This is a genomic window from Nocardia canadensis, assembly GCF_032656385.1.
Taxonomy (GTDB): domain Bacteria; phylum Actinomycetota; class Actinomycetes; order Mycobacteriales; family Mycobacteriaceae; genus Nocardia; species Nocardia canadensis.
Genome location: NZ_JAVCWB010000008.1, coordinates 355,817 through 379,290, shown reverse-complemented (window position 1 = coordinate 379,290; position 23,474 = coordinate 355,817). Strand labels below are relative to the sequence as shown.

The following is a 23,474-nucleotide window of genomic DNA, read 5'->3' as shown; positions in this document are numbered from 1 at the left end:
AGAGAATGACCGGACATTTTCGGGCAAAACGTCACTTCCCCCGTTCACTCGCCGCTCCGCGACCTGCCCTCAACTATCGGAACGCAAAGTAACTTATCGCCCGTGAGCGCGTCGGGACACTGGCTGTCTTCGCCGCGCCGGTAGAGCGGCCGCCGTCCTGTGACCACGGGATTCGCTGTTTGACCAGCCACGACACGGGCAAGCGACAGTCGTCCGAACAACCGCAGGCGGGTCGGCCCGCGGGTCGGCCTGTCACAGCGAAAGGAGACAGCTGTGTCCACATCCGTAGGACGTAGCGGAACCGCACGTTCGCTGGTCCAACTGGCGGCGCTCGTCGTCGGAGCCGTCTTCCTGGTGGTGGGCATCCTCGGCTTCGTACCGGGTATCACCACCGACTACGAGGACCTGCAGTGGGCCGGTCACGAGTCCGGCGCGAAACTGCTCGGCGTCTTCGCCGTGTCGGGACTGCACAACATCGTGCACATCGTCTTCGGCGTGGTCGGCCTGGTCGCGGCCGCCACCGCCACGGCGGCCCGCGCCTACCTGGTCGGCGGCGGCGTCGTCTATCTGGCGCTGTGGCTGTACGGGCTCCTCGTCGACGAGCACAGCGAAGCGAACTTCGTGCCGCTCAACGACGCCGACAACTGGCTGCACCTCGGCCTCGGTCTCGGCATGGTCGCCCTGGGCTTCGCTCTCCCCCGCCGGACGACGACCACCACGACGCACCGTCCGTGATCGAGCACCACGCTCAAAACGCACCGGGGCGGTCCCGGCGCATTCTGCCGAGCTGAGACCCGACCGCACCGGTCGGCCTCGACGCCCGTCACTCGAGCGGGCGGCTCCCTCGCCCCAGCACGACCCTGGCCAATTCGGCGGGTGTCGCGGTACTCGTGTCGACGACCGTGTCGTAGGGGTAGCCGTGGTCGTGCACTGTACCGAAGTGGCCTCGCGCCAGCCCGATTGTCTTGCCACGCAGCAGTTCCCGCTGCTCAGCCACTGCCAGCGGGCAGGTGACACCCACCAGCTGCACGTCCAGTCCCGCCAGTGCCTCCATCCAGATCGGCAGCAAGTCCGGAGACAGCAGCATCTCGTCGATGACCAGATGATCACCGCCACGGGCGAACTCGGCAGCCGCAGAACACGCCGACCGCAACATCCGGTAGCCGACGTGCCCGTAGCGGATCACCAGGAGGGGGTGACCGCCCGCATCCTGCTCACTCCGGTCATACCAGAATCCGTCGCGACTGAGCGGACCGTCGCGTCCGCCACCCCATTTCGGCGGCACCAGGCCGAACAAGGTGTCGATCCCCCAGTACACGAACGGGACGTCGCTTTCGTCCTGGATGGCCCGGGCCAAGGTGGTCTTTCCCGCGCTCGAGACACCGTTGAGGAAGACGACCGGCGGCGGACGACCTGCGCTTCGCATTCCCCCACGCTAGCCGCTCACCGAAATGTTCACTCTCCTATCATCTTTCAGATGAAGGGTACGGCGTCGAGGCGAGCCGATACGGACGTGTGAGAATGCGCCGTGGCCATGTCACCTGGGCGCCCGTGCTCGCCCGGACCGGGGTCAGCGTCGTCGCCGCAGCGGCCATCCAGGACAGACGCTGGCGCCCCACCTCATCCCGCTGACAGAGCCCGCGCAGGCCCGTCCGCCGCAGGCCGGGCAGTGAGCACCATGAGCCACAACCACTTCGGCGACTTCCGGCACGACCTCGGAGTAGGAAGGTCAGTCGAGGACGGCGGTCGCCTCGACTTCCACACGCACGTCGGCCTCGAAAAGGTAGTCGACACCGATGAGCGAGGCCGGAGGCATCGGAATCGGCAGTCCGATGTCCGCGGCGACCGACTCCACGCCCGCCATGAAATCGCCTATCTGATCGGGACTCCACCCGGTGACGTAGAACGTCAGGCGCACCACATCCGAGAACGAGGCGCCCGCCCCTGCCAAGCCGAGGGCTGTGTTGCGCAGCGATTGAGCGATCTGTCCGGCGAGGTCACCGGGTGCGACAGGAGTCCCGTCGGCCAGCCGGGAAACCTGCCCGCTGACGTGCACGTGCCGCGATCCGGTACCCACCGCCACGTGGTGATACGGGGTCGGCTGCAGCATGCCCTCGGGCGTGAAGTGCTGAACGGTCATGGTCTCGCCTTCCGTTTGACTAAGTATCGCTAAGCTACCTAGTGGAAAGAAGACACTGCAACGAAACCAGGTTTCAGCATGGATACCGCCGGGGAGATCCGCATCGACACCGCGCACCGCGAGTTGCTCGATCAAGTGCTCGACAAATGGTCGCTCAGCGTCCTGAACGAACTCTGCGAACGCCCGTCCCGATTCAACGAACTACGCCGCGCGATCCCCGCGGTCACACAGAAGTCGCTCACCGCGACCCTGCGCCGACTGGAGCGCAACGGCGTGATCGAACGGATCGTCATCGACACCCGTCCGATCGCGATCGAGTACCGGATCACCCCACTCGGCAAGACACTGCGCCAACCCGTCGACGTACTGCTGGCATGGGCGGCTGAGCACATGCCTTCGATTCACCGCGCTCGCGCGGCCTACGACGCACGCGAGGACACCGCAGAACTGGCTTGACCCCACACTCGGCCGGCGCACGGGTAGCGGGCGCACGCCTCCACGAACCGGCGCTCGAAAGCGCGGCTCCTCTCACGATTCCCCGAGGCCGGAGTCGATTCCCTCCAGCTCGCCTCGGCGTGCCGGCCCTGGTTCACTGTGGGTGTGCGTGGACTCCTGGGGCTTCGAGAGCGAACGAGACCCGACGATTGGTGGGGCGGCGCGGCACTGGGCTTCCTGGTCGTCGCGGTGGCGGACCTGGTCTGGATGATGAACCGGCCCGGTGTCGAGCTGCCGACTGTCGTCGTCACGATCGGCAGCTTCGCAGCGCCCGCCGCCATCGCCATCGCGGTGTCGCTGGCTGGTGTGGTGATCAGTCGCAGAGCAGGTCTTCGACCGTGGTTGTCCGCTGTGGCGCTGCGTCTTTCGCTGAGCTTCGTCGCGCTGTGCGGCGTCGGCGCCATCGCCTATGTCGTGCTGATGCTGCGCGGGCTCGACGCCCTGTCCCGGTTCTGACCGTGTGGGTAGCCGAACACCACTGATGGAGTCGGAGGCGCCCGTCTTCCGACCCAAGACCCACCCGATATGACGGGGGGAGGAACTATTCGGTGTTGGCGTGGTCGATCTCGGCCATAGCCTGCCGATCAGCGCCGACCAGCTCGATCAGGCCGCGGCGGCCCACCGGCTCACCATGCCCACCCTGGCGATCGGCGCCCACCCCGTCGGCGACGCGTTGGAGCGACAGCTCCGACCCATCACCGATGACCTCGTCGGTCAGGTCATCCCGGACTGCGGCCACCTCATCCCGCTCGACAGGCCGCACGAACTGCTCGACCTCGTGATGCCGTTCCTCATCTGAACGACCGGCAGTCGATATCCCGAAGCAGTACACCCCATACACGCAAGAGGCGGGATAGGCACCGAAATCGGTGAACACGGCCATTCAGCGAGAAGGCCGCCGAGATGATCCCGGTCACCGGGAGACCCTCCCGAGGTGCTGTCGAGCCGACTTTAGTGTCCCGAATCGGGCCACAGCGTTCCGTCCCGATCGGCCCGGTTCTCGACGACGAAGGAGTCCTTATGAGTCCGCTGAAATCTCGCCTGTCCGCGACAGTCACCTCGATAGTCGCGGTACTGACACTCGTCACGGCGGGCGGTGGAAGCGCGCTCGCTGCGCCGGCGACCGGTGAAATGACCCTGACTCTTGTCCGTCACGGCGAATCGACGGGCAATGCTTCCGGCCTGATCGACACCACCGTCCCGGGACCCGAACTCACCGCCAAGGGCTGGGAGCAGTCCGCCGCGGTCGCCGAACTCCTCGCCGACTGCAAGTTCGACGGCGTGTATGCCTCGACGATGATCCGCACCCAGCAAACAGCGGCACCGACCTCGCAGCTGTGTGGTCTTCCCACCGTGATCGAAGACGGCATCCACGAGATCGAGGCCGGCATCTACGAGGGCACGCCCGAGCGCGATGCCGGCCGCGACTATTTCGCCGCACCGCTGCAGTGGATTCAGGGCAACCTGGACGCGCGAATCCCCGGGTCCATCAACGGCCACGAATTCAAGAAGCGGATGAATGATTCCATCCAGGACATCCAGGACCGCGGCAGCAAGCGCGCGGCCGTCTTTTCCCACGGCGGTGCCATCATGGTCTGGACACTGATGTCGGTGTCCGATCCTGATCCGAGCAAGCTGCAATCCGATCCGTTGCACAACACCGGCCGCGTTGTCGTGAAGGGCAGCCCGGCGAAGGGTTGGAAACTCGTTTCCTGGGACGGCCACTCGGCAGGCTGAACTTCGGCCCGCGTCCCGCGCAAGCGTCAGGAGCCCGCAGCCCCGGGCTCCTTTCGCTTGTCGCACTTGCGCGTTCGGGCAAGGTATCGGTCAGGTCTACTGCCTCGAGATCGCGACCCTGGCGACCTCGGCGGGGTCGATGAGGTGTGAGTGGTCGTCCGTGCCGACGTCGATCTGGACCACGCTGATGCGGCCGGTGAACTTGCTCGCGCCCGCGTAGTCCTGACTGACCGGGAGCCCGTAGTCCTCGCCGATATCGGTGGTCTCCTCGGCCGAGAACACCATCGGCTGAGTCTGCTCGACCCGGCCCTTTCCGACCGGAGTGCCGTCATAGAACAGCGTCACGTCGCCCCCCTTGGCCAATCCGCCTCCGTCATAGGCGAATTCGGCGCGGACCTGATGGCTGCCTGGTGAGAGGACCTCGCTCGCGGTCGTGATGAACTCGGTCATTCCGAGCAGGTTGTAGACGAACGCCGCGTACCCGTCCTTGAAGTACAGGGCCCAGCCACCGAACCGGCCGCCCTGGGCGATGACCACGCCCTCGGTGGGGCCCGCGGTCGCGATCTCGACCGAGGCGGTCACGCTGAAGGAGCGATTCTTGATATCGATGACGCTGTGCTCGCTGAGTCGCTTCATCCCGGGGAACAACACTTGTGTTGTCCCCTTGATCAGTTGCGGGCGCCCGGCGATGGTCGGGTTGATCCGCTCGAACCGGCGGTCGTCGATCGGCAAGACGTTGTACTTGACCGCCTCGATCAACCACAGTCGCTGGAGCGCGGCGAGTTTGTCCGGATGGTCGGCGACCAGGTCCCGCGCCTGCGTCCAATCGGTGCGGCCGTCGTAGAGTTCCCACACATCGTCGTCGAGGGCGGGGAGTTCTTCGTTGGGCAGCCATGGCGTGCTGTGCCGGGTGACCGCGCTCCAACCCTGGAAATAGATGCCCCGGTTGCCCGCCATTTCGAAGTATTGCAGGTTGTGGCGTTCGGCGACGTCGTCGGATTCGAAGGTGTAGTTCATGGCGGTGCCCTCGATAGGCGATTGCTGAACGCCCATCACGAAGGTCGGCTCGGGAATTCCGGCCGCGGCGAGAATGGTGGGTGCCACATCGATCACATGGGTGAACTGCGAGCGCACCTCACCTCGGGCGCAGATCCCGTCGGGCCAGTGCACGACGGCGCCGTTTCGAGTGCCACCCCAGTGCGAGGCGACCTGTTTGGTCCACTGGAACGGCGTGCACATCGCCCACGCCCACCCCACCGAATAGTGGTTGTAGGCGTCGGTGCCGCCGAGTTTGTCCTTGACCTCGGCCATGAACTCCGGCGTCTCGATCGCGGCGAGACCGTTGAAGTTGGCCATCTCGTTGAAGGCGCCGTTGACGGTTCCCTCCGCGGAGGCGCCATTGTCGCCGATGATGTAATAGATCAGCGTGTTGTCCAGCGCGCCGATGGATTCCACCGCGTCGACGAGTCGGCCCACCTGGAAATCCGTGTGCTCCAGGAACCCGGCATAGACCTCCATCTGCCGTTCCAGCACCGGTTTCAGCGCATCGCTCATCTCGTCCCACGCCGGGATCACGGCCGGACGCGGGGTCAGCTCGGCCTCGGCGGGCACCACCCCCAGTTCCTTCTGCCGGGCAATGATCGACTCGCGCTGGGCATCCCAGCCACCAGCGAACTTGCCCGCGTACCGGTCCGCCCATTCGGCGGGCACATGGTGGGGCGCGTGCGTGGCACCCGGCGCGAAGTACACGAAGAAGGGCTTGTCGGGCGCCAGCGCCTTCTGGGTGCGCACCCAGTCGATGGCGCGATCGGCGAGGTCCTCGGTGAGGTGATATCCCTGCTCCGGGGTTTTCTCGGGTTCGACCGGGGTCGTTCCTTCATACAGGGCCGGGTAGTACTGGTTGCTTTCACCGCCGATGAATCCGTAGAAGTATTCGAAGCCACCACCGCCGGTCGGCCACGCGTCGAAGGGCCCGATCGGCGACGTCTGCCACGGCGGCACCTCGTGGCATTTGCCGAACTGCGCGGTCGAGTAGCCATTGAGTTTCAAGGTCATCGGCAGCGCGGCCTTGGTGTTGGGGCGCACCCCCGACGAACCGGGCGCCGCCGTCGCCGTCTCGGTGATCATGCCCATCCCGACCGAATGATGATTACGGCCGCTGAGCAGAGCGGCCCTGGTCGGGGCGCACAACGCTGTGGTGTGGAAACGGTTGTAGGTCAGGCCATTGTTCTGCAGTCGTTCGGCGGTCGGTGTCGCCGCGGGTCCGCCGAAGGCGCTGGCCGCACCATAACCGACGTCGTCGAGCAGGATCACCAAGACATTCGGTGCGCCTTCCGGCGGCAGCAGCGGCTCGATGGGCGGAAACGTCGTCTCGGGATCCTTGGCGTCATACGTCACCAAACCCAAGTATTGGCGATCGGGAATCGGAAGATTCTCACGTCCCGAACTCGACTTGTCCGCCACGGTGGACTCCTTGTTCTGCGATGTCGGTGGAACGCCTGCGACGCTCTCGATCGAACGTAGGACCTGGTCGACCGGCGCGGATCACCCGAAGCGGGTGAACCCGACGGATGCGGCGCAGCACGGACGACTCGCGCCGTGACGCCTTCTGCGCGTTCTGTTCGCGGCACCAACGAGCCCGGCGGCAGGTGGAGCACATTCCACCCCGGGACGGTCGTCGGTTACCCGTCTCCACTGCGATCAAGGACGCGCTGTCGGGCACCGCCGACGCCTACCGGGTCGGCTGCCCGGTGAGCCTCGATCAGCCTGCTTCGGTCCAGCAGGGCAATCGAGACCTGGTCGACCCAGTGGTGCGGCAGGTTGCAAGCTACCCGAACCAGCGTCTTGTGCTGTGGAGTACGAAATCGACTGGCACGTTCGTACGCGCTACCCCCGCCATGTCGACGCCGCAGCCGATTTCGTCACCGCGGTGCCGAATTCCTAGGCCTGGCCATGAGACTGGGAGGAGACGAGCCGGTGCACGGTGAGCGCCGCCGCCAGCATGCGCGAATCCGTGGGCTCGGCCGGGTCGAGGCCGGTCAGTTCGGCGATGCGGCGCAGCCGGTAGGTGAAGGTGTTCGGATGGACATGGATGCGACGCGAAGCGGTCTTGCGGTCCGCGCCGTGCCGAAGATGAGCCTCCAGCGCCTCGAGCAGATGCGGGCTCGCCAGCAGCGGAATCACGCGCTGCGCCAATCGTTCTCGCGCCGGGCCCGGCCGGGTGAGCTGGTACTCCAGCAGCAGGTCGTCGAGCCGGTAGCTGCCTCCCGGTCGACCGCACAGCCGGGCCAGCTCGGCCAGTTCGCCCGCGTCCACGGCTGCCGCCGGAATACCCTCGCGGCGCACGGTGGAGAATTCCCCCAGGTACACCGTGACCCCGAACTGCTGCGTCAGCCGAGCGGCCAGCTCGTCGAGTCGCGCGGCGTCGACGACGTCGGACTCGGAACTGTTGCTCAACAACGCGATCCCGCTGGTGCCGTCGAACGTCGCGGGAGTGATGGCGCCGGTGAGCTCGTAGAGCGCGCTCTGCAGCAATCGGATCCGGCGCCGGGTCACCAGGTTGACCGCGCTACCGGTGCGCGCCGGTTCGCTCACGTGGATTGCCAGCACCGTGTACCAGTCGGCGAGGATGGTGTCCGCCCGCACGGCGAGTTCTTCGGCGGGCAGCCCGCGCACCAACGCCGAACACAATTCGCGCCTGGCCTCCCGCTCGGCGTGGTAGATCGACTGTTCGACCTCGGTATAGGTCTCGACCACGGTCATGTTGATACGCCGCAGCAATTCGAGCAGCCGGTTGAAGACCTGGATGAACTCATCCATCCGCGTGGGGTCGGCGACCGCCGCGGCTTCCGCGAGTACCGCCTGCGCCGACCGGTGGATCGCGCTGATCAGCATCGACAGCGGGAGTCTGTCCTCGGCATGGCGCTCGGCGACCGGGGCCACGAATGCGGTGACCTCCGCACGGGTGAATTCGCGGTCGGCGCCGATCGCTTCGAGTACCGCCCGCCCACAGGCATAGATCGTCGGCAAGACCTCGGCGGTGAAGTGACCGTCGGGCAGTTCGGCGGGCGCGGTGGCGTCCAGGCCCTCGGTCAGCATGCGCTCCGCGATCTGCGGCCAACGACCGAGCAATCGAGCCGTCAGCGGGGACGAGGCAGAAACCGGGTGTTGCACGAGCATGGCTCCGATTGTGTCTCCACACAGCGAGACGGGGGATGCTCTGGTGAACACGGTGAAAAACTTGGTTGCTATGACAATTCCGAGAACGCATTCTCGGTTCACGAGTGCAGCTCACGCCCGGGCCACGGCCGCGACAATCATACGGCCCCCGACACCTCGGGGCTTTCCTTGCGTGCCCGCGCGGCCACGGCGGCCGGCATCGGCTCGTGCCGCAGGTACCCGCGGGCGAACGCTCCCGCGCCGTGGGTGAGCGATCGCAGGTCGATGACATACCTGCTCAGTTCGAGTTCGGGTACCTCGGCCCGGATGTGGGTGCGGCCGGGCTCGGCCGGTTCGGTGCCGAGGATGCGGCCGCGGCGGGTGGACAGGTCGCCGAGGACGTCGCCCAGCTGGTCGTCGGGGACCGTGACCCGCACCGCGGCGACCGGTTCGAGCAGCAGGGTTCCGGACGCATCCGCCGCGTCGCGAAGGGCGAGGGCACCCGCGGTCTGGAAGGCGGCGTCGGAGGAGTCCACCGAGTGCGCCTTCCCGTCCACCAGTGTCACCCGCACATCCACCAGCGGATATCCGGGAGTGACCCCGCGCGCGGCCTGCGCCCTCGCCCCCTTCTCCACCGATCCGATGAACTGTCGCGGCACCACCCCACCGACCACCCGGTCGACGAACTCGAATCCTGTTCCCACCGGCAGCGGTTCCGCCTCGATCCGGCACACCGCGTACTGCCCGTGCCCGCCGGACTGCTTCACCAGCCTGCCGCGCCCTTCGGCCGCGGCGGCGAGCGTCTCCCGCAGCGCCACCCGGTACGGCTCCACGTCCACTCGCACCCCGAACCGCCCGCGCAATCGTTCCAGCGCGACATCCCGGTGGGCCTCCCCCAGGCACCACAGCACCAGCTGATGGGTGTGTTCGTTGTTTTCCAGCCGCAAGGTCGGATCCTCGGCGACGAGCCGGGTCAGGCTCTGCGAGAGCTTGTCCTCATCGGCCTTCCCTTGCGCTCGAATAGCCACGGGCAGTAAAGGTTCCGGCAGCTGCCACGGCGCGATCAGGAGGGGATTCTCGGTGCCGGACAGGGTGTCGCCGGTTTCCGCGTGGCCGAGTTTGCTCACGAACGCGATATCGCCGGCGACGGCCTCGGTCAGTGCCCGCTGTTGTTTCCCCAACGGTGCGGTGACCCCGCCGACCCGGTCGTCGGCATCGTGCCCGGGTCCGCAGACGCGGACGGTGTCCTCGCCGTGCAGCGTGCCGGAGAACACCCGCACCAGCGACACCCGTCCCACATACGGGTCGGACGAGGTCCGGATGACCTCCGCGGCGAGTTCTCCCGCCGGATCGCAGCGCAGCGCGGCGGGCGCGGCGCCGTCGCCGCGCGCCACGGCCGACAGCGGGTGTTCGATCGGTGTCGGGAACCCGGCCGTGACCAGTTCCAGCAATTCGAGCGTGCCCAGGCCCTGTTCCGCGTCCTCGGCGGCCGGTGCCGCGAACAGCACCGGATGGAAGCTTCCGCGCGCCACGGCTCGTTCCAGGTCCGCGACCAGGGTGTCGAGTTCGACGGGTTCGCCGTCGAGGTAGCGCTCCATCAGCGTTTCGTCTTCGCTCTCGGCGATGATCGCCTCGATCAATCGATCGCGAGCCGGGTCGATCACCCCGAGCTGGTCGGCGGAAGGTTCGGTGCGCTCGCGTTTGCCGCTGCGATAGTCGGCGACCTGTCGCTCGAGCAGTTCCAGCAGTCCGATCGCGGGCCGGTGCCCGTCGGGACTCCTCTGCCCGTAGACCGGCAAGTGCAATGGGAGCACGGTATCGCTCGCTCCGTCGGTCAGCAGTGCCTGACAGGTCTCGACCAGTTCCGCGTACTCCGCCCGCGCCGTGTCCAGATGTGTCATCACGATCGCCCGCGGCATCCCCACCCGCGCGCACTCCGCCCACAGTTCCCGCGTCGCCCCCGCCACGCCCTCCACTCCGTCGGCTGCCGACACCAGGAAAAGAGCCGCGTCCGCCGCGCGCAACCCGGCGCGCAGTTCGCCGACGAAATCCGGGCATCCAGGCGTATCGATCAGATTGATCTTCACCCCGCCCCACAGCACCGGGACCACCGACACCTGCACGGATCGGTGCTGTCGCCGTTCGACCTCGTCGTAGTCCGACAGCGATGTCCCGTCCTCCACCCGGCCGGCCCGATTCACCGTGCCGGTCGCCAACGCCAGCGCCTCCACCAGCGTCGTCTTGCCCGCACCGCTGCTGCCGACCAACGCCACGTTCCGGATGCTCTCCGGTCGCTGCGCCCCGTTCGTCCGGTCCACCATGTCGCACGCTCCCTCGGATTAGGGACCCGGCTCCTTCGAGCTTCCCACCGCAGGTGGGGGCACGTCCATGGTTTCCGGGTGATCGATGCCGCGACCCCGCACGGGAGGTGGTTTGCCGGGGCAACCGGTGCGACACCGACCGCCCACGGACACCCCCCTGCCGCCACCTGTCGCGGGAGTATGCACACCGCGACCGGCACAGGCCGCGGGCACCAAGACCTATGTCCCGCGTGACGCGTATCGAGCCCGGCCGCAGTAGACGTTCGACGTCGGGAATCAATCGCAGCGAATCGCTATCCTGTCCAGTGGGCTGCCTGTCGTCCTCACCCCGCGGCGAGCTCGTCGCGAACTGCCAAGGCCGGCAGTCCATGCCAGCGGCGGACGGCCCGGCGCAGCGCGCGCTCATCGCTGTAGCCGACGCGGCGGGCGATCGACCGCATCGACAGGTCGGGATCGCGCAGCAGGTCCAGCGCGCGTTGCCGACGGACTTGTTCGACCTCGCTGCGCCAAGTCGTCTCATGTTCGGCCAGGCGCCGTTGCAGGGTGCGCGGGCTCATCACCAGCCGCTCGGCAACGGCTTCCAACGAGACGATGCCCTGCTCGAAGACGATGTCGAGCGCGACCCGGAAAGCGTCGTACCAGCGCAGCACCGGTTTGGCGGCGGCCAAGGTCAGCTCGGCGTGGTTCTGCAGAATCTTGCCGAGGCCGGGCTGGCATTGCGGCAGCGGCGCGTGCGCGTCGTCCTCGAGCAGGATGATCGAATTGACCGGCGCCTCGTAGTCGATCCGCGCGGTGCCGAAGAACTCGACCAGCCGGCGATGCTCGCGAGGCGCACGATGCGACAGGCTCACCCGCAGCGGAACGACCGGACGGCCGGTGGCCTCGCGCGACCGCTGCAGGAACAGCGCCAGCACGAAGATCTCGATCGCCTCGACCACATCGGGCACCGCGGGACCGGTCGCGTGCCCGATCGTGAACTGGCTGCCGCTCTGCAGCACCCGTGTCTTCTCCGCGCCCGGATCGCCGATCACGTCCAGATAGTTCAGCGCCTGCGGTGTGGTCTCGATCAGACTGGCGCCGGTCGTGTACAGGTAGTCCCACAGTCCGAGGGTGCCCACCGGCGCTTGCTCGGCGACATGCACGCCGATCGCGGTTCCGGCATCGCTGAGTGTGAGTTGCTCCCACAGAGCGATCATGGTCGGCGTCGACACCCGGGCCAGATCATCGGCCAGCACCTCCGGCCGCAGATCCGGCAGATGCGCGAACTGACCCCGATTCATACCCAGGTCTTGTACGACGCCCGAAACCAACCGGGCCAGGCTGGAAGCCACAGTGCCGTCATTCGCGGCACGAGATCTGCCCGAAGTCACCACAATCCTCGATCGATCAACCTTCGAACCGTCTCCGCGTCCTCGGGAGATTCGAGAACTCAGCAGCGTGAAGAGTTCCGAGGTGACTGTAGCGCCAGATTCGCTGAGGGCCCGGTCTCCAGTTCCCGCCTCTCGGGGACGACCAGCCCACGCACTCGGCCCGATCGCGGCGGTGTTCATCCGCTGACTTGTGCGAAGGCTGCCCGGAGTCGTCGCAGGCCACGATCAGGTGGCGCCGAGTCGGATTCCGGGCAGCGCTGCCGCTCACACCACGTACGTGATCGTCGCTACCACCGCCAGGGCCAGCATGCCGAGGCAGTTGATCCAGAACTCGTATCCGAGGAAGCGGGCCCGGTAGTGGGCGTAGGCGGCGCACACGAAATAGCCGATCACACCGACCGCGGTGGCGAATCCGACACCCGGATACTTCAGTCCGACAAGGAGACCCGCGGTGGCCGCCAGTTTGATGGTGATGAGCGTCCACCACCAGTCGCGTGGAAACCGGACGCCGTCGAGGCATCGCTGGATGAACATCGGCGGGCGCACGGACATGAGCGCGTCCGCGAACAGCGAGAGCGCGAGTAGCGCTGGTAGCCACCAGGGTTGGGGAGCGTGGATCATGGGTTTCCTTCCGGAGGCGTGATGACGAATTCGATGGTCTGTCGCAGTTGTTCGGCCGCGTCGGGCATCGCGATGGCACCGCTGGCCGCGGTCATCAGCAAACCGAGGTAGGCGAGATAGATGGTCCGAGCGCCACGACCGACCTGACTGTGGGGCAGCGCTGTTCGGGCGAGCACGGTTTCGAGTTCGCCCAGCAGGGCGAGTGCGAGGTCTCGAAAGATCACCGACTCATGGTTTCCGCGGACGAGGATCGCCAGGTACTCGCGTGAGAGCTCGGAGTCGAGCGCGAAATGTCCGACGAAAGGAGCGAAGAGGTTCAGCACGTCCTCGGCGGTCGCGGTCGTCGCCGAGGGCACGAGTTCGGTGTGCCTGCTGTTGTGCACCGAGGTTATCCAGTTGTCGTAGATCGAGACGAGCAACGCGTCCTTTTCGCCGGCCGCCATGACAGTCCCGGTGCTCACCTTCGCTTCGGCGGCGATCTGCCGAATGGTGGTCGCTTTGAAGCCCTGGGCACGGAAGAGCCGTTCGGCTGCCGCCAAGACCTTCTGTCGCGTCGCCGCTTGTTGCTCCGACCGCGACTGAACATGTTCACTGAACATGTTCAGAATGCTAGGCCATGGTTGGTCGTGAACGCAAACGCGGGTCCTCGGCCGGTCGATGGCCGCCGCACTGCCGAGCATCGGGCGATCCCCCCGCCTCGCGATCACCCGACGCTGGGACCGATCCACCGGGCGAGGATCAACGCTCGCGGGCACCACCCGATCGACAGGCGCGCAGGTTTGCCCCCGAAACGAGGTCTGCTGTAGAACTGATGCGGCCGCGTCGTCGGCCGTCGTCCGATCTCGTCAAATCAGTTGCATGAGAGGACTTTTCAGCACATGGATCCGATTCTCGGTCAGATCGCGCTCTTTCCCTATCCCTGGACGCCGATGGGTTGGGCTCCGTGCGAGGGCCAGATCGTGAAGATCAACGACTACCAGGCCCTGTTCAGCCTGCTCGGCAACACCTACGGCGGTGACGGTCGGGAAACCTTCGCCCTGCCGAACCTGAAGGTCGCCGCCGAGGGGTTGGGCGGCACTCTGCACTACGCGATCGCCACCGAGGGCATCTACCCTCAACGCACCTAGTCCGCGCGGGCGTCGAGCACCCGGCCCCGTCGCTCAGGGGTCGGGTGTCGCGCTTTCAGCGCATGCCCATGATGTCGCAGCCGGCCTGACGCACCCGGTACCGCGCGCGGTACCAGGGCCACGGTTCAGCGCGGCGCGCGCGCCTCTGCCCGTCGCGGCGGCCTACGCTTGACAGATGACCACGGCGGCGGAGTTGAAAGCCCAGCAAGCTGGCGTGAAACAGCGCTACCGAGACGACCCGGCGGCCGCGGTCACTCCCCTGCGCGGCGGCGGTTCGTTCGCCGACCCCGGTATCACCTGCACGGTGCGGACCTTCGCCGGTCCGGTGCGCGCCGGCCTGCACCCGGCCACCGGCGGTGACGGTTCCGATGCCTGCTCGGGCGACATGCTCCTCGAAGCGCTGGCCGCCTGCGCGGGAGTGACCTGCCGCAGCGTCGCCACCGCCATGGCGCTGCCCATCACCGGCGCCGAAGTCGAGGCCACCGGCACCTTCGACGCCACCGGCACGCTCGGCATCGACCGGACCGCGGACGTCGGGATATCGCCGATCACCGTGACGATCACGGTCACGACCTCGTCCGACGTGGACCCGGCCGCGCTGACGAAACTCGCCGACCTCACCGAACGGTATTGCGTGGTCGGCCAAAGCCTGCGACATCCGCCGGCGATCCGAGTAGTGCGTGCCGGGTGAGCGAACGGCGAAGGCCGGCCACCCTTCGATCGACGCGAATCCGGCCGATCCGCCGCTAGGCGCCCTTTTCCCCGTCGAACACGCGCGCGGTTCGGGTAGCGGCGAGTGGCGCGTAGTGGTCGGTGAACAGTGTGGCGACGAGCTCGCCCCGGCTGGTGACGCCGACCTTGTCGAAGATCGCTTTGACGTGGTCGCGCACGGTGTGGGCAGACAGGAACAAGGTGGCCGCGATCTCGCCGGTGGACCGGCCACGCGCGATCAGTTCGGTGACGTCGAGCTCGCGCCGGGTGAGTTCGTAGGCGGCCACCACCAGCGAGGCCACCTCCGACGGCGTGGCGGGCTCGATTACCAGCGCCGTCATTCCCGGCGCCCCGGCGAGGTCGCGTAGGCAGGAGGCGTGGCAGACCAGCCAACGGCCGGTCGTGCCGCGGATGCGGATCCGGGAATTCTCGCCGGTGATCCGGGCCCGGCCCGCGGTGCTGAGAATCCAGACGGGCAGCGGCAATTCGATGCCTTGTGCGGTCGTGGTGGCAGGGCCGGCCGGCATCTGGGCGAGCAGGTGCCTGGCCTCGTCGTTGATCGAGACCAGGCCACCCTTCGGGTCGAACAGCAACATGCCGGGAGCCGCCGTGCGCCCCGGCGCAACGGGGCCGAGTGGCTGGGCAAAGCTGCGCAGCCGGCGGGCAATCGGCGTGGACAACCCGCTCAACAGCGCGATATCGCTGTCCTGGAACGGCTTTCGCCCGCGTTCCCGGAACAGGCTCAGCTGACCCCATGGCTGCCCGTCGACTCGGAACACAGCGCGCAGTTCGTCGTCGAAACCGCGCGGGCACATGAAATTTCGATACAGCGAGCTCAGCCCCGGGTCATCGCCGGTCGCCGCGCGCAGACCAGCGACCGGAACCGGCGCCCGCGCCAGATCCCGGAAGAGGTTTACATGTTCGGAGAAGAGCTCTGATTCCCAATAGGTGCCACAGCCGCCTTCGTGGAGGTTCTCCACCCGGACGGGCGCGGTGGTAAGACCGTTGATCGGATCGGTCGCCACCCAGACCGCGGCGTCGAACGGCATCATGCGGCGTAACCGCGTCGAGGTCTCGGCGAACAGCGCGTGCGCGTCCGCCGCCTGCTCGATACCAGCCAGCAGTCGGCGCATCCCGAGCGCAGTCACACCCATGCCCGCAAGCTTGCCGTCCCGGACAAGCGACCGCCATCCCCCATCTGCGGGGTCATCGACCGACCGCGTGCGAAATTCCCACGACGGCGCTACCCCTCGAGCGAGGGATGTTCCACGTGCGGCGTGCGGGCGACGCTGGTCCGGTCTCAGTGATCGGAAGGAACACAATGGATCTCGGCATTATCGGTGCGGGCGCGGCGACCGTCGGGCTGCTCGACGCACTCGCGGCCATCGAGGGCGCGCCCGGCGCCATCACCGTGTTCGACGGCTCATCGGCGGTGTGGCGGGGCCGGCCGTACCAGCCGGACCTCGAGGCGGTCCGGGTCAACGCGCCGCCCGCGCTGATGTCGGTGCGCGCCACCGACCGCGCGCATTACCAGCGGTGGCTGCGGGACCGGGGCGAAATGGCCCGGTATCTCGACGAGGGCCTAGGTCAGCCGCTGGTTCCCCGCAGCGTCTACGGCGAATACCTGGAGCAGACCGCCTACGCCGCGATCGATCGACTGCGCCGGAACCGCTGGCAGGTCAGCATGGTGAATTCGATGGTCGTCGGCTTCTCCCGTCCCGGCGCGAGCGACGGCCGAGCGGTCTTGCACACCGCGAACGGCGGCCGTCATCCGGTCGATCGCGCGGTGCTCAGCGTCGGGAGCGGGCGTCCCCGTGACCAGTACGGGCTCACCGGTGCGCCCGGCTACATCAACGAGCCGTACCCCCTGGCCGCCACGATCGCCGGGATACCGGCCGACGCGCACGTGGCGGTGGTCGGTAGCGGTCTGACGGCGGTCGACATCGCCGCGGCGCTGACGACCGGCAACCACACCGGACCGATCAGTCTTCTCTCTCGCAGCGGCGTGCTCCCGTTCGTGCAACAGCGTCCACTCCCGCTCGCACCGAAACACCTCACTCCGGCCAATGGGCTGCGGCTGGCCGCCGCCGGCGTGGTGCACCTGCACCAGTTGGTCGAGCTCATGCGCGCCGAACTCGCCGAGCTGGGACAGGATTTCGAGTCGTTCGCCACCGAGATCCGCGCCGTGGAGGAACCCGTGACCCGGCTGCGCCGTCAGCTGACCGAGCTGGACAACCCGCATCAGGGACGCCGCCTGCTCACCATGGCGATCCGTGTGCTCGGTCCGATCGTCTGGCCGCTGCTGGCCGAGCCGGACCGGAGGATGCTGCGCTCCGAGCACTTCCGTACGATCAGCAGCCTGAGTTCACCGATGGTGCCGCACAACGCGAAACTCCTACTGCGGCTGCTGGATTCGGGCCGACTCCGGCTCCGTTCCGGCCTCGGCGAGATCGAAGCTCGACCCGGCGGCGGTTTCACCGTCCACGACGACGCCGAATGGCACGCCGATGTCGTCGTCAACGCCGTCAACCCGCCCGCGTACACCACACCGAGGGAGACCGAACCCCTCGTCAGCGCGCTACTCACCGGCGGCGCAGCCGAACCGTCGGCCACCGGCGGCCTGCGCGTCGAACCCGGTACCCGCCGATTGCTGGTCGCGGATCGACCCGATCCCACCTGGCACGCCCTGGGCAATCTGGCCGCCGACTCCATGTTCATCGCCACGAACCCGCCCGGGCTGGCCATGGAAGGTGCCGCCCTCGCCCATCACCTCATCGACTCCACGGCCAGTTAGTTGCTTAGTACAAGTAAGCTAGATATAGTTGTATACCGCAAGCAAATATCTAGGGCTGGGAGTAGGCATGGCAGTGTCCCCCGATACGGCTCAGAGCCTGATCAGGGAGCTCTTTTTCATGGGCCGGGCGATCCGCGCTGCGCTCTCCCACCCCGAGGAAGGGGACCTTCTTCCTGGAGGCGTGGGGGTGCTGGGTTCGCTCGAGGCTCGGGGGCCGTGTCGACAGGTGGATCTGGCTGCGGACTTGTGCATCAGTCAATCGACCCTGAGCAGGCATGTCGCCGAGCTGGTGAACTCCGGCAATATCGCCCGCCATGCCGATCCCCTCGACGGCCGAGCCACCCTCATCCGGATCACCGATCAGGGAAGCGATCTGCTGCGGCGCGTCCGAGAGTCGCGGGCCCGGGGATTGCGCGCCGCGCTGGCCGATTGGACCGAAGCCGACGCCGAAGAGGCCACCGCGGTGGTGCGGAAGCTGAGGAATTCACTGGCGGCCGCTCCGCACCGCACCGGTGTGGGTGAGCATCGACCCGATTCGACAGAAAGTCAGGAAGTGGATGTCTAGTTCAGTCGAGACGGAGACTCGGCGCGCCCCCACCGTGATGACGCACCGTCAGGTCTTGGAGGCGATGACCGGGCTGCTGGCGGCGTTGTTCACCGCGCTGCTCAGCACCACGATCGTGTCGACCGCGCTGCCGACGATCATCGGGGACCTGGAGGGGTCGCAGACCGCGTACGCCTGGGTCATCACCACGGCGCTGCTGGCCAATGCCGCGTCCACCCCGATCTGGGGCAAGTTCGCCGATCTGTTCAACAAGAAGCTGCTGGTCCAGTCGGCCATCGTCGTCTTCGTCCTCGGTTCGGTGATCGCGGGCTTCGCGAGCACTGTGCCGATCCTGTTGGCGGCACGCGTCGTCCAGGGCATCGGCATGGGCGGATTGACCGCGCTCGTCGTCGCGATCATCGGCTCCATCGTCTCGCCGCGGGAGCGCGGACGCTATTCCGGCTACATGGGCGCCGTGATGGCGGTGTCGATGTCGGGCGGACCCATCCTCGGCGGCGTCATCGTCGACAGCCCGCTGGGCTGGCGCTGGTGCTTCTTCGTCTGTGTGCCGCTGGCTGTCGTCGCGCTGGTGCTGCTGCAGCGGACCCTGCGGTTGCCCACCGAACGCAAGGAGGGGGTGTCGATCGACTGGTTCGGCGCCGCCCTGCTGACCGCGGGGGTGTCGGTGTTGCTCATCTGGGTGTCGTTCGCCGGCAAACCGGACTACTACGACTGGTTCTCCCGCGAATCCGCCCTGTATGTCGGTGCCGGAGTGCTGCTGCTGCTCGCGACCGTCGTGGTCGAATCGCGCGTCGAGTCACCGATCATCCCGCTGTCGATCGTCACCGAGCGCACCACCGGTCTGGCGATCATCGCCTCGATCGCGGTCGGTGTCGGCATGTTCGGGTCGACCACCTTCCTGGGCCAGTACTTTCAGACCGCGCGCGGCTACTCGCCGACCATGGCCGGCGTGCTGACCATCCCCCTGGTGCTGGGCATGCTCGTCGCGTCGACCGGTTCGGGACAGCTGATCACCCGGTTCGGGAAATGGAAGTCGTTCGTCGTCACCGGCGCCGCGTTGCTGGTGGTCGGGTTCGGCCTGCTCTCGACGATCGATCACGCCACCGATCTGTGGCTGGTGGGTGCCTACATCGCCGTTGTCGGGCTCGGCGTCGGCATGATGATGCAGAACCTGGTGCTCGCCGTGCAGAACACGGTGAGCGTGCACAATATCGGCGCCGCGTCCAGCAGTGTCGCGTTCTTCCGCACGTTCGGCGGCGCGATCGGCGTCTCGGTATTGGGTTCGGTGCTGGCCACCCGGGTGGGCGAGCTATCGGCGAAGGGTTTCGCCGAGCTCGGCGTGACGACCGGTTCCTCGGGGGGCAGCAATCTGAATCTGCACGCCCTGCCCGCACCGATCGTCACGGTCGTGCGCGCCGCCTACGGCGATGCGACCGGACGGATCTTCCTCATCGCCGCGGGGGCGGCGGTCGTCGCGCTCCTGGCGACCGCCGTGCTGCCGAACCGCCCGCTGCGCAACACGATCGACATCGATCCGGCCCTCGATCCGACTGCGACAGCGCCTGCGTCGCAAGATGACGCGGCTGATGCTCTGGATGCCGAACTGGCCGCACTCGCCGAGTCGAGCCAGCCCGGGGAGCGGGTCTGGGAGGGCGCCGAGCGGGTGCTGTCCGAGGCGGACCCGGTGTCGACCACCGCGGCCGGGCGGCATGCGACAGCCGTACAGAACGGTCATCGGGCCGCCGCGGTCGAGGTGTCGTCGCGGGCCGCTCTGCCCACCGCCACGGCGTCCGGGACGGACAGCGGCACGGTGAACGGTCGCGTCCGCCGCGAGGACGGCCGGCCGCTGCCGGGGGCGGTGCTGACATTGATCGATCAGAGCGGCCGTCAGGTCGCGCGGGCGAGCAGCGCCACCGATGGCGGTTATGCGATCAGCGCGCCGACGGCGGGCGGCTACGTGTTGATCGTGTCGGCGATGGGACACCAGCCGACCGCGGTCACGGTGTCGGTCGGCGAGCGGCCCCAGCGCTTGGATCTGAGCCTGGTGGGCTCCGGTGAGTTGTCGGGAGTCGTCCGTACCGCCGACGACGGATCGGCCGTGCCGGGTGCCACCATCACCGTGACCGACCTGCGTGGTGAGGTGATCGGGGCCGCGGTCACGGGCGGCGACGGAGCCTACACGTGCCACGGCGTGGTGGCGGGTGTCTACACCCTGGTCGCGGCCGCCGAGCACATGCGCCCCAGCGCGATCACCTTGACGGTGCCCGCCGACGGAGCGCTCCGCCACGACATCGAGTTGTCCGCGATGACGGTACTCACCGGATCCGCGCGGGCCGACGACGGCAGGGCCGTGCCCGACGCGCTGGTCAGCGTGCGCGACGCCGCGGGTGAGGTGACCGCGACGGTGCGCACCGATGAGAACGGCCGCTATGTCGTGCCCGACCTGCTCGAAGGGCAGTACACCGTGACCACCCGTGGGTATCCGCCGGTGACGGATCAGGTCACCGTGTCCGGTGCCGAGGTCACCCATGACGTGCGGCTCGGCTACGAGCCCGAGGACCACCGATGAGTGGGCTGACCGGCCACGTCCGCACAGCGGAGGGCTGGCCGGTGCCGAACGCGGTGCTGACGGTGACCGATATGTCGGGGCGTCAGATCGCCCACGCGGTGGCCGACGAGACCGGTGCGGTGCGCACCGGCCTTTTGCCCGCGGGAACGCACACCGCGGTGCTCACCGCGGTCGGGTTCGAACCGGTGGCGCGGATCGCGCAGACCTCCGCCACCGGGACAGGCGCGGTCGGTGAGGTGGTACTGGCACCCGCGGCGGGGACGGTGACCTCGCCCCCGCCGGGACCGTGGACGATCGATCCGCTGCATTCGACGGTGATCGCCACCGCGCGCCACCTGGGTATCGCGAGCATCAAGGCCCGATTCGCGGAGGTGAGCGGGCGGCTCGATATCGCCGAGCCGTTCGAGCGGTCCACCGGGCACGCCGAGATCAAGGCGGCGGGCATCGACACCGGCGTCTCGATGCGTGACGATCACCTGCGCTCACCGGAATTCCTCGATGTCGACAGTTATCCGACGATCACGTTCACCGGTCTCGGGTTTCACCGCACCGGTGCCGACACCTGGGTGATGCCGGGCGAGCTGACCCTGCACGGACAGCGTCGCCCGATCGACCTCGCGGTGACCTACGGCGGCTTCGGGGAAGATCCGTGGGGCGGCGTACGTGCGGCGTTCCACGCCGAAACACTGTTGCACCGCAACGATTTCGCGATCGACTACAGCGCGGTCGTGCGCGCGGGAGTGGCCGCCGTCGGCACCACCGTCAAGATCGAACTCGACATCGAGGTCGTCCGAGGCGAGCAACTACCCACAATGTGAGGCGGGTGGTGGCTCGTTACCGTTCGCACCCTCGAATGCGTTCAACCTCTGGCTATTTGCGCTGATTGGCGTTGAAACGTGCCTTCTTCTCGCGATTCCCGCAGGTGTTCATATCGCACCATTTTCGAGTGCGGCTCCGGCTGGTGTCGAAGAAGGCGGCCCGGCAGGTCGGCGCCGCGCACAAGGCCAATCTCTCGCCCAGCACCCGACCCTCGTCGATGGGACCAGGGTGTGCCGCTGGCCGACCTCGTCGAGGTAGTGAACTACTGGCGCACCGGGTACGACTGGCGATCGTTCGAAGAACGCCTCAACCGAATCGGCCAGTTCCGCACGCTCATCGACGGTCTGGGTATCCATTTCCTGCACCGCCGCTCCGCGCGGGCAGACGCCATTCCCCTGATCTTGACGCACGGCTGGCCGGACAGCATCGCTCGGTTCATCGATGTCGTAGACGAGCTGACGGACCCGAAAGACGCGGGCGCGGAAGCGTTCCACGTCGTGGTTCCCTCGCTGCCGGGCTTCGGTTACAGCGACAAGCCGGCCACCACTGGGTGGGGCACCGAGAAGATCGCGGCCGCATGGGTGGAACTGATGGGAAGACTCGGCTACGACAAGTTCCTGGCCCACGGCGGCGACTGGGGCGGCAATATCACCACTGTTCTCGGTGGCCGGTTCCCGGCGCAGGTTCTCGGCATCCACACGACATTCGCGGAGGCACCGCCCGGGATGACCACGGCGGGGCTGACGGCGACCGAGCGCGCGTGGGCCGAGGAAACCCGCGACTTCTGGCGCCACCGCGCGGCTTACGCCAAACAGCAGGCGACCCGACCGCAGACCATCGGCTACTCGCTCGTCGACTCACCGGTGGGACTACTCGCCTGGATCCTCGATAAATTCGCCGAGTGGAGCGATACCGAGGACAGCCCGTTCGAGACCATTGCCCGCGACCGCATCCTCGACGACGTCACCCTGTATTGGCTGACACGAACCGGCGCATCGGCTGCCCGCATCTACTACGAAAGCCACGACTCACTGGACCCCGAACTCCGGGTCGAGGTCCCGTCGGCTCTCACCATGTACCCCCGCGACACCGAGAAGTGCCCGCGCCCGTGGGCACAGCAGCGCTACCGGCAGATCGTCCGATGGACGACGCCCGCGGCCGGGGGCCATTTCCCCTCGCTCGAGGTTCCCGAGTACTTCGTCGAGGACCTGCGAGAAGGGCTGGCGGCAGTACTGGCCGCCGGTTCGTGCGCATCAGCCACACCGCGGCGGCGAGGGTCAGCACCCAGCCGATCGCTTCGATGAGCAGATGATCGGTCGCATCGGGGACCGATTGCAGCAGGTACACCCGGACGCTGTTGATCGCTCCGTGCGTCATGACTGCCGGCCAGACACTCCCCGACCGCCAACGAAGCGCGAGCAGCAGGGGCGCCCAGGGCAGCATGCCCGCGAAATAGAGGACGACATCCCACGGTGGGCGGTCTCCGACGACGGCGAGCACCGGCAGGTGCCAGACGATCCAGACCGCACCGCTGACAAGGGCCAGCGGCCAGAATCCCCAGGACGCGGCGCGAGTCGCCAGCCAGCCGCGCCAGCCGAACTCCTCTCCGATCGCGAAGACCGACTGCAGGACGAAGACCGGAACGATCCACACCGTCGCCGCCGAGATCTGGTCGAGCGGGTTGAGCGGCCAGATCCCCGATGCCACCGCGATGCCCGTCTGGATGGCGGCGATGGCGGCGATGAGGCCGATGCCGATGCCTGCCCACCGGGGTGTGCCGCGCCACCCGGTGGCGAACGTCTCGCGGAACGTTCCGGGTCGGCGGGCGAGCCACAGGATGATCGCGGCGAGGAGCGGGGTCAGTTGCAGGATCGGAACGATCAGGTTGTTGAGATCCGTGGAGACGAGCCGAAAGACCATCGGGACGGACAGGGTGTAGCACAGCACGATCGCGATCCCGAAGAACCACGCGACATCGGGGAAAGTCGATCCGGTTGAATTGCCGCGCGCACGGACTGTTGTCATGGCTGCCCGCTGCCGCCGGCGA

Annotated in this window: 20 protein-coding genes and 3 pseudogenes; 11 read left to right on the top strand and 12 right to left on the bottom strand. The window is 67.5% G+C overall.

Annotated elements, in window-relative coordinates; all coding sequences use genetic code 11:
• The first annotated feature begins 273 nt into the window (after nt 1-273).
• Complete coding sequence (locus Q7X29_RS15460; protein WP_218719103.1) at nt 274-735, top strand: DUF4383 domain-containing protein; 462 nt, start codon at nt 274-276, stop codon at nt 733-735.
• Nucleotides 736-823: 88 nt separating this feature from the next.
• Here Q7X29_RS15460 and Q7X29_RS15455 read toward each other — a convergent pair whose 3' ends face one another.
• Nucleotides 824-1,426, bottom strand: coding sequence for a chloramphenicol phosphotransferase CPT family protein (locus tag Q7X29_RS15455; RefSeq protein WP_218719102.1), 603 nt, complete (start codon nt 1,424-1,426; stop codon nt 824-826).
• Nucleotides 1,427-1,729: 303 nt separating this feature from the next.
• Nucleotides 1,730-2,140, bottom strand: a complete 411-nt coding sequence (locus Q7X29_RS15450) for a RidA family protein (protein ID WP_316574500.1) — start codon at nt 2,138-2,140, stop codon at nt 1,730-1,732.
• 78 nt (nt 2,141-2,218) lie between these two features.
• Between Q7X29_RS15450 and Q7X29_RS15445 the strand changes: the two genes are divergently transcribed.
• A complete protein-coding gene (locus tag Q7X29_RS15445) occupies nt 2,219-2,596 on the top strand; it encodes a winged helix-turn-helix transcriptional regulator (RefSeq protein WP_218719100.1) in 378 nt (125 codons plus the stop codon).
• 144 nt (nt 2,597-2,740) lie between these two features.
• Entirely contained in the window at nt 2,741-3,091 is a 351-nt protein-coding gene (locus Q7X29_RS15440; protein WP_316574499.1) for a hypothetical protein, read from the top strand.
• Nucleotides 3,092-3,176: 85 nt separating this feature from the next.
• Here Q7X29_RS15440 and Q7X29_RS15435 read toward each other — a convergent pair whose 3' ends face one another.
• Nucleotides 3,177-3,518 carry a hypothetical protein gene (locus Q7X29_RS15435; protein ID WP_316574498.1) on the bottom strand — a complete coding sequence of 114 codons (342 nt, stop codon included), beginning with the start codon at nt 3,516-3,518 and terminating at the stop codon, nt 3,177-3,179.
• A 137-nt stretch (nt 3,519-3,655) separates the two neighbouring features.
• On the opposite strand from Q7X29_RS15435, the gene Q7X29_RS15430 reads away from it, so the two are divergent.
• Complete coding sequence (locus Q7X29_RS15430; RefSeq protein ID WP_218719097.1) at nt 3,656-4,372, top strand: histidine phosphatase family protein; 717 nt, start codon at nt 3,656-3,658, stop codon at nt 4,370-4,372.
• Nucleotides 4,373-4,468: 96 nt separating this feature from the next.
• On the opposite strand, the gene Q7X29_RS15425 is transcribed toward Q7X29_RS15430, so the two are convergent.
• The 6 genes from Q7X29_RS15425 to Q7X29_RS15400 all read right to left on the bottom strand — a co-directional run bounded on the left by Q7X29_RS15425 (nt 4,469) and on the right by Q7X29_RS15400 (nt 13,522).
• Complete coding sequence (locus tag Q7X29_RS15425) at nt 4,469-6,835, bottom strand: arylsulfatase (protein ID WP_394358687.1); 2,367 nt, start codon at nt 6,833-6,835, stop codon at nt 4,469-4,471.
• A 477-nt stretch (nt 6,836-7,312) separates the two neighbouring features.
• Nucleotides 7,313-8,551, bottom strand: coding sequence for a PucR family transcriptional regulator (locus Q7X29_RS15420; protein WP_218719096.1), 1,239 nt, complete (start codon nt 8,549-8,551; stop codon nt 7,313-7,315).
• Nucleotides 8,552-8,688: 137 nt separating this feature from the next.
• Nucleotides 8,689-10,851 (bottom strand): elongation factor G-like protein EF-G2, encoded by a 2,163-nt coding sequence (locus Q7X29_RS15415; RefSeq protein ID WP_316574496.1) that lies wholly within the window; start codon nt 10,849-10,851, stop codon nt 8,689-8,691.
• Between the two features lie 323 nt (nt 10,852-11,174).
• Entirely contained in the window at nt 11,175-12,401 is a 1,227-nt protein-coding gene (locus Q7X29_RS15410; protein ID WP_316574495.1) for an AraC family transcriptional regulator ligand-binding domain-containing protein, read from the bottom strand.
• 84 nt (nt 12,402-12,485) lie between these two features.
• The gene (locus tag Q7X29_RS15405; RefSeq protein WP_218719094.1) at nt 12,486-12,842 is read right to left on the bottom strand and encodes a DoxX family protein; all 357 of its coding nucleotides are present in this window, start codon (nt 12,840-12,842) and stop codon (nt 12,486-12,488) included.
• Nucleotides 12,839-13,522, bottom strand: coding sequence for a TetR/AcrR family transcriptional regulator (locus Q7X29_RS15400; protein WP_316574494.1), 684 nt, complete (start codon nt 13,520-13,522; stop codon nt 12,839-12,841). The genes Q7X29_RS15405 and Q7X29_RS15400 overlap by 4 nt, the downstream gene beginning before the upstream one ends.
• Nucleotides 13,523-13,720: 198 nt before the next feature.
• On the opposite strand from Q7X29_RS15400, the gene Q7X29_RS15395 reads away from it, so the two are divergent.
• Complete coding sequence (locus Q7X29_RS15395) at nt 13,721-13,969, top strand: phage tail protein (RefSeq protein ID WP_218719092.1); 249 nt, start codon at nt 13,721-13,723, stop codon at nt 13,967-13,969.
• Nucleotides 13,970-14,144: 175 nt separating this feature from the next.
• Entirely contained in the window at nt 14,145-14,660 is a 516-nt protein-coding gene (locus tag Q7X29_RS15390) for an OsmC family protein (protein WP_316574493.1), read from the top strand.
• 55 nt (nt 14,661-14,715) lie between these two features.
• On the opposite strand, the gene Q7X29_RS15385 is transcribed toward Q7X29_RS15390, so the two are convergent.
• Nucleotides 14,716-15,834 (bottom strand): LuxR C-terminal-related transcriptional regulator, encoded by a 1,119-nt coding sequence (locus tag Q7X29_RS15385; RefSeq protein WP_316574492.1) that lies wholly within the window; start codon nt 15,832-15,834, stop codon nt 14,716-14,718.
• A gap of 167 nt (nt 15,835-16,001) precedes the next feature.
• Between Q7X29_RS15385 and Q7X29_RS15380 the strand changes: the two genes are divergently transcribed.
• From Q7X29_RS15380 to Q7X29_RS15360, 4 genes are all read left to right on the top strand, one after another.
• A complete protein-coding gene (locus tag Q7X29_RS15380; RefSeq protein ID WP_316574491.1) occupies nt 16,002-17,474 on the top strand; it encodes an FAD/NAD(P)-binding protein in 1,473 nt (490 codons plus the stop codon).
• A 67-nt stretch (nt 17,475-17,541) separates the two neighbouring features.
• The gene (locus Q7X29_RS15375; protein ID WP_218719088.1) at nt 17,542-18,039 is read left to right on the top strand and encodes a MarR family winged helix-turn-helix transcriptional regulator; all 498 of its coding nucleotides are present in this window, start codon (nt 17,542-17,544) and stop codon (nt 18,037-18,039) included.
• Nucleotides 18,040-18,076: 37 nt separating this feature from the next.
• Nucleotides 18,077-20,608: an MFS transporter gene (locus Q7X29_RS33175; protein ID WP_449411949.1), complete on the top strand. Its 2,532-nt coding sequence runs from the start codon at nt 18,077-18,079 to the stop codon at nt 20,606-20,608.
• Nucleotides 20,605-21,426, top strand: a complete 822-nt coding sequence (locus tag Q7X29_RS15360) for a YceI family protein (protein WP_316574490.1) — start codon at nt 20,605-20,607, stop codon at nt 21,424-21,426. The genes Q7X29_RS33175 and Q7X29_RS15360 overlap by 4 nt, the downstream gene beginning before the upstream one ends.
• A 52-nt stretch (nt 21,427-21,478) precedes the next feature.
• Here Q7X29_RS15360 and Q7X29_RS15355 read toward each other — a convergent pair.
• A pseudogene (locus Q7X29_RS15355) lies at nt 21,479-21,631 on the bottom strand (CGNR zinc finger domain-containing protein); the annotation flags it as partial.
• On the opposite strand from Q7X29_RS15355, the pseudogene Q7X29_RS15350 reads away from it, so the two are divergent.
• Nucleotides 21,622-22,731: pseudogene (locus tag Q7X29_RS15350) on the top strand (epoxide hydrolase family protein); the annotation flags it as partial. The pseudogenes Q7X29_RS15355 and Q7X29_RS15350 overlap by 10 nt on opposite strands.
• A gap of 61 nt (nt 22,732-22,792) precedes the next feature.
• On the opposite strand, the pseudogene Q7X29_RS15345 reads toward Q7X29_RS15350, so the two are convergent.
• Nucleotides 22,793-23,347, bottom strand: a pseudogene (locus tag Q7X29_RS15345) (CPBP family glutamic-type intramembrane protease); the annotation flags it as partial.
• Nucleotides 23,348-23,474: the final 127 nt, after the last annotated feature.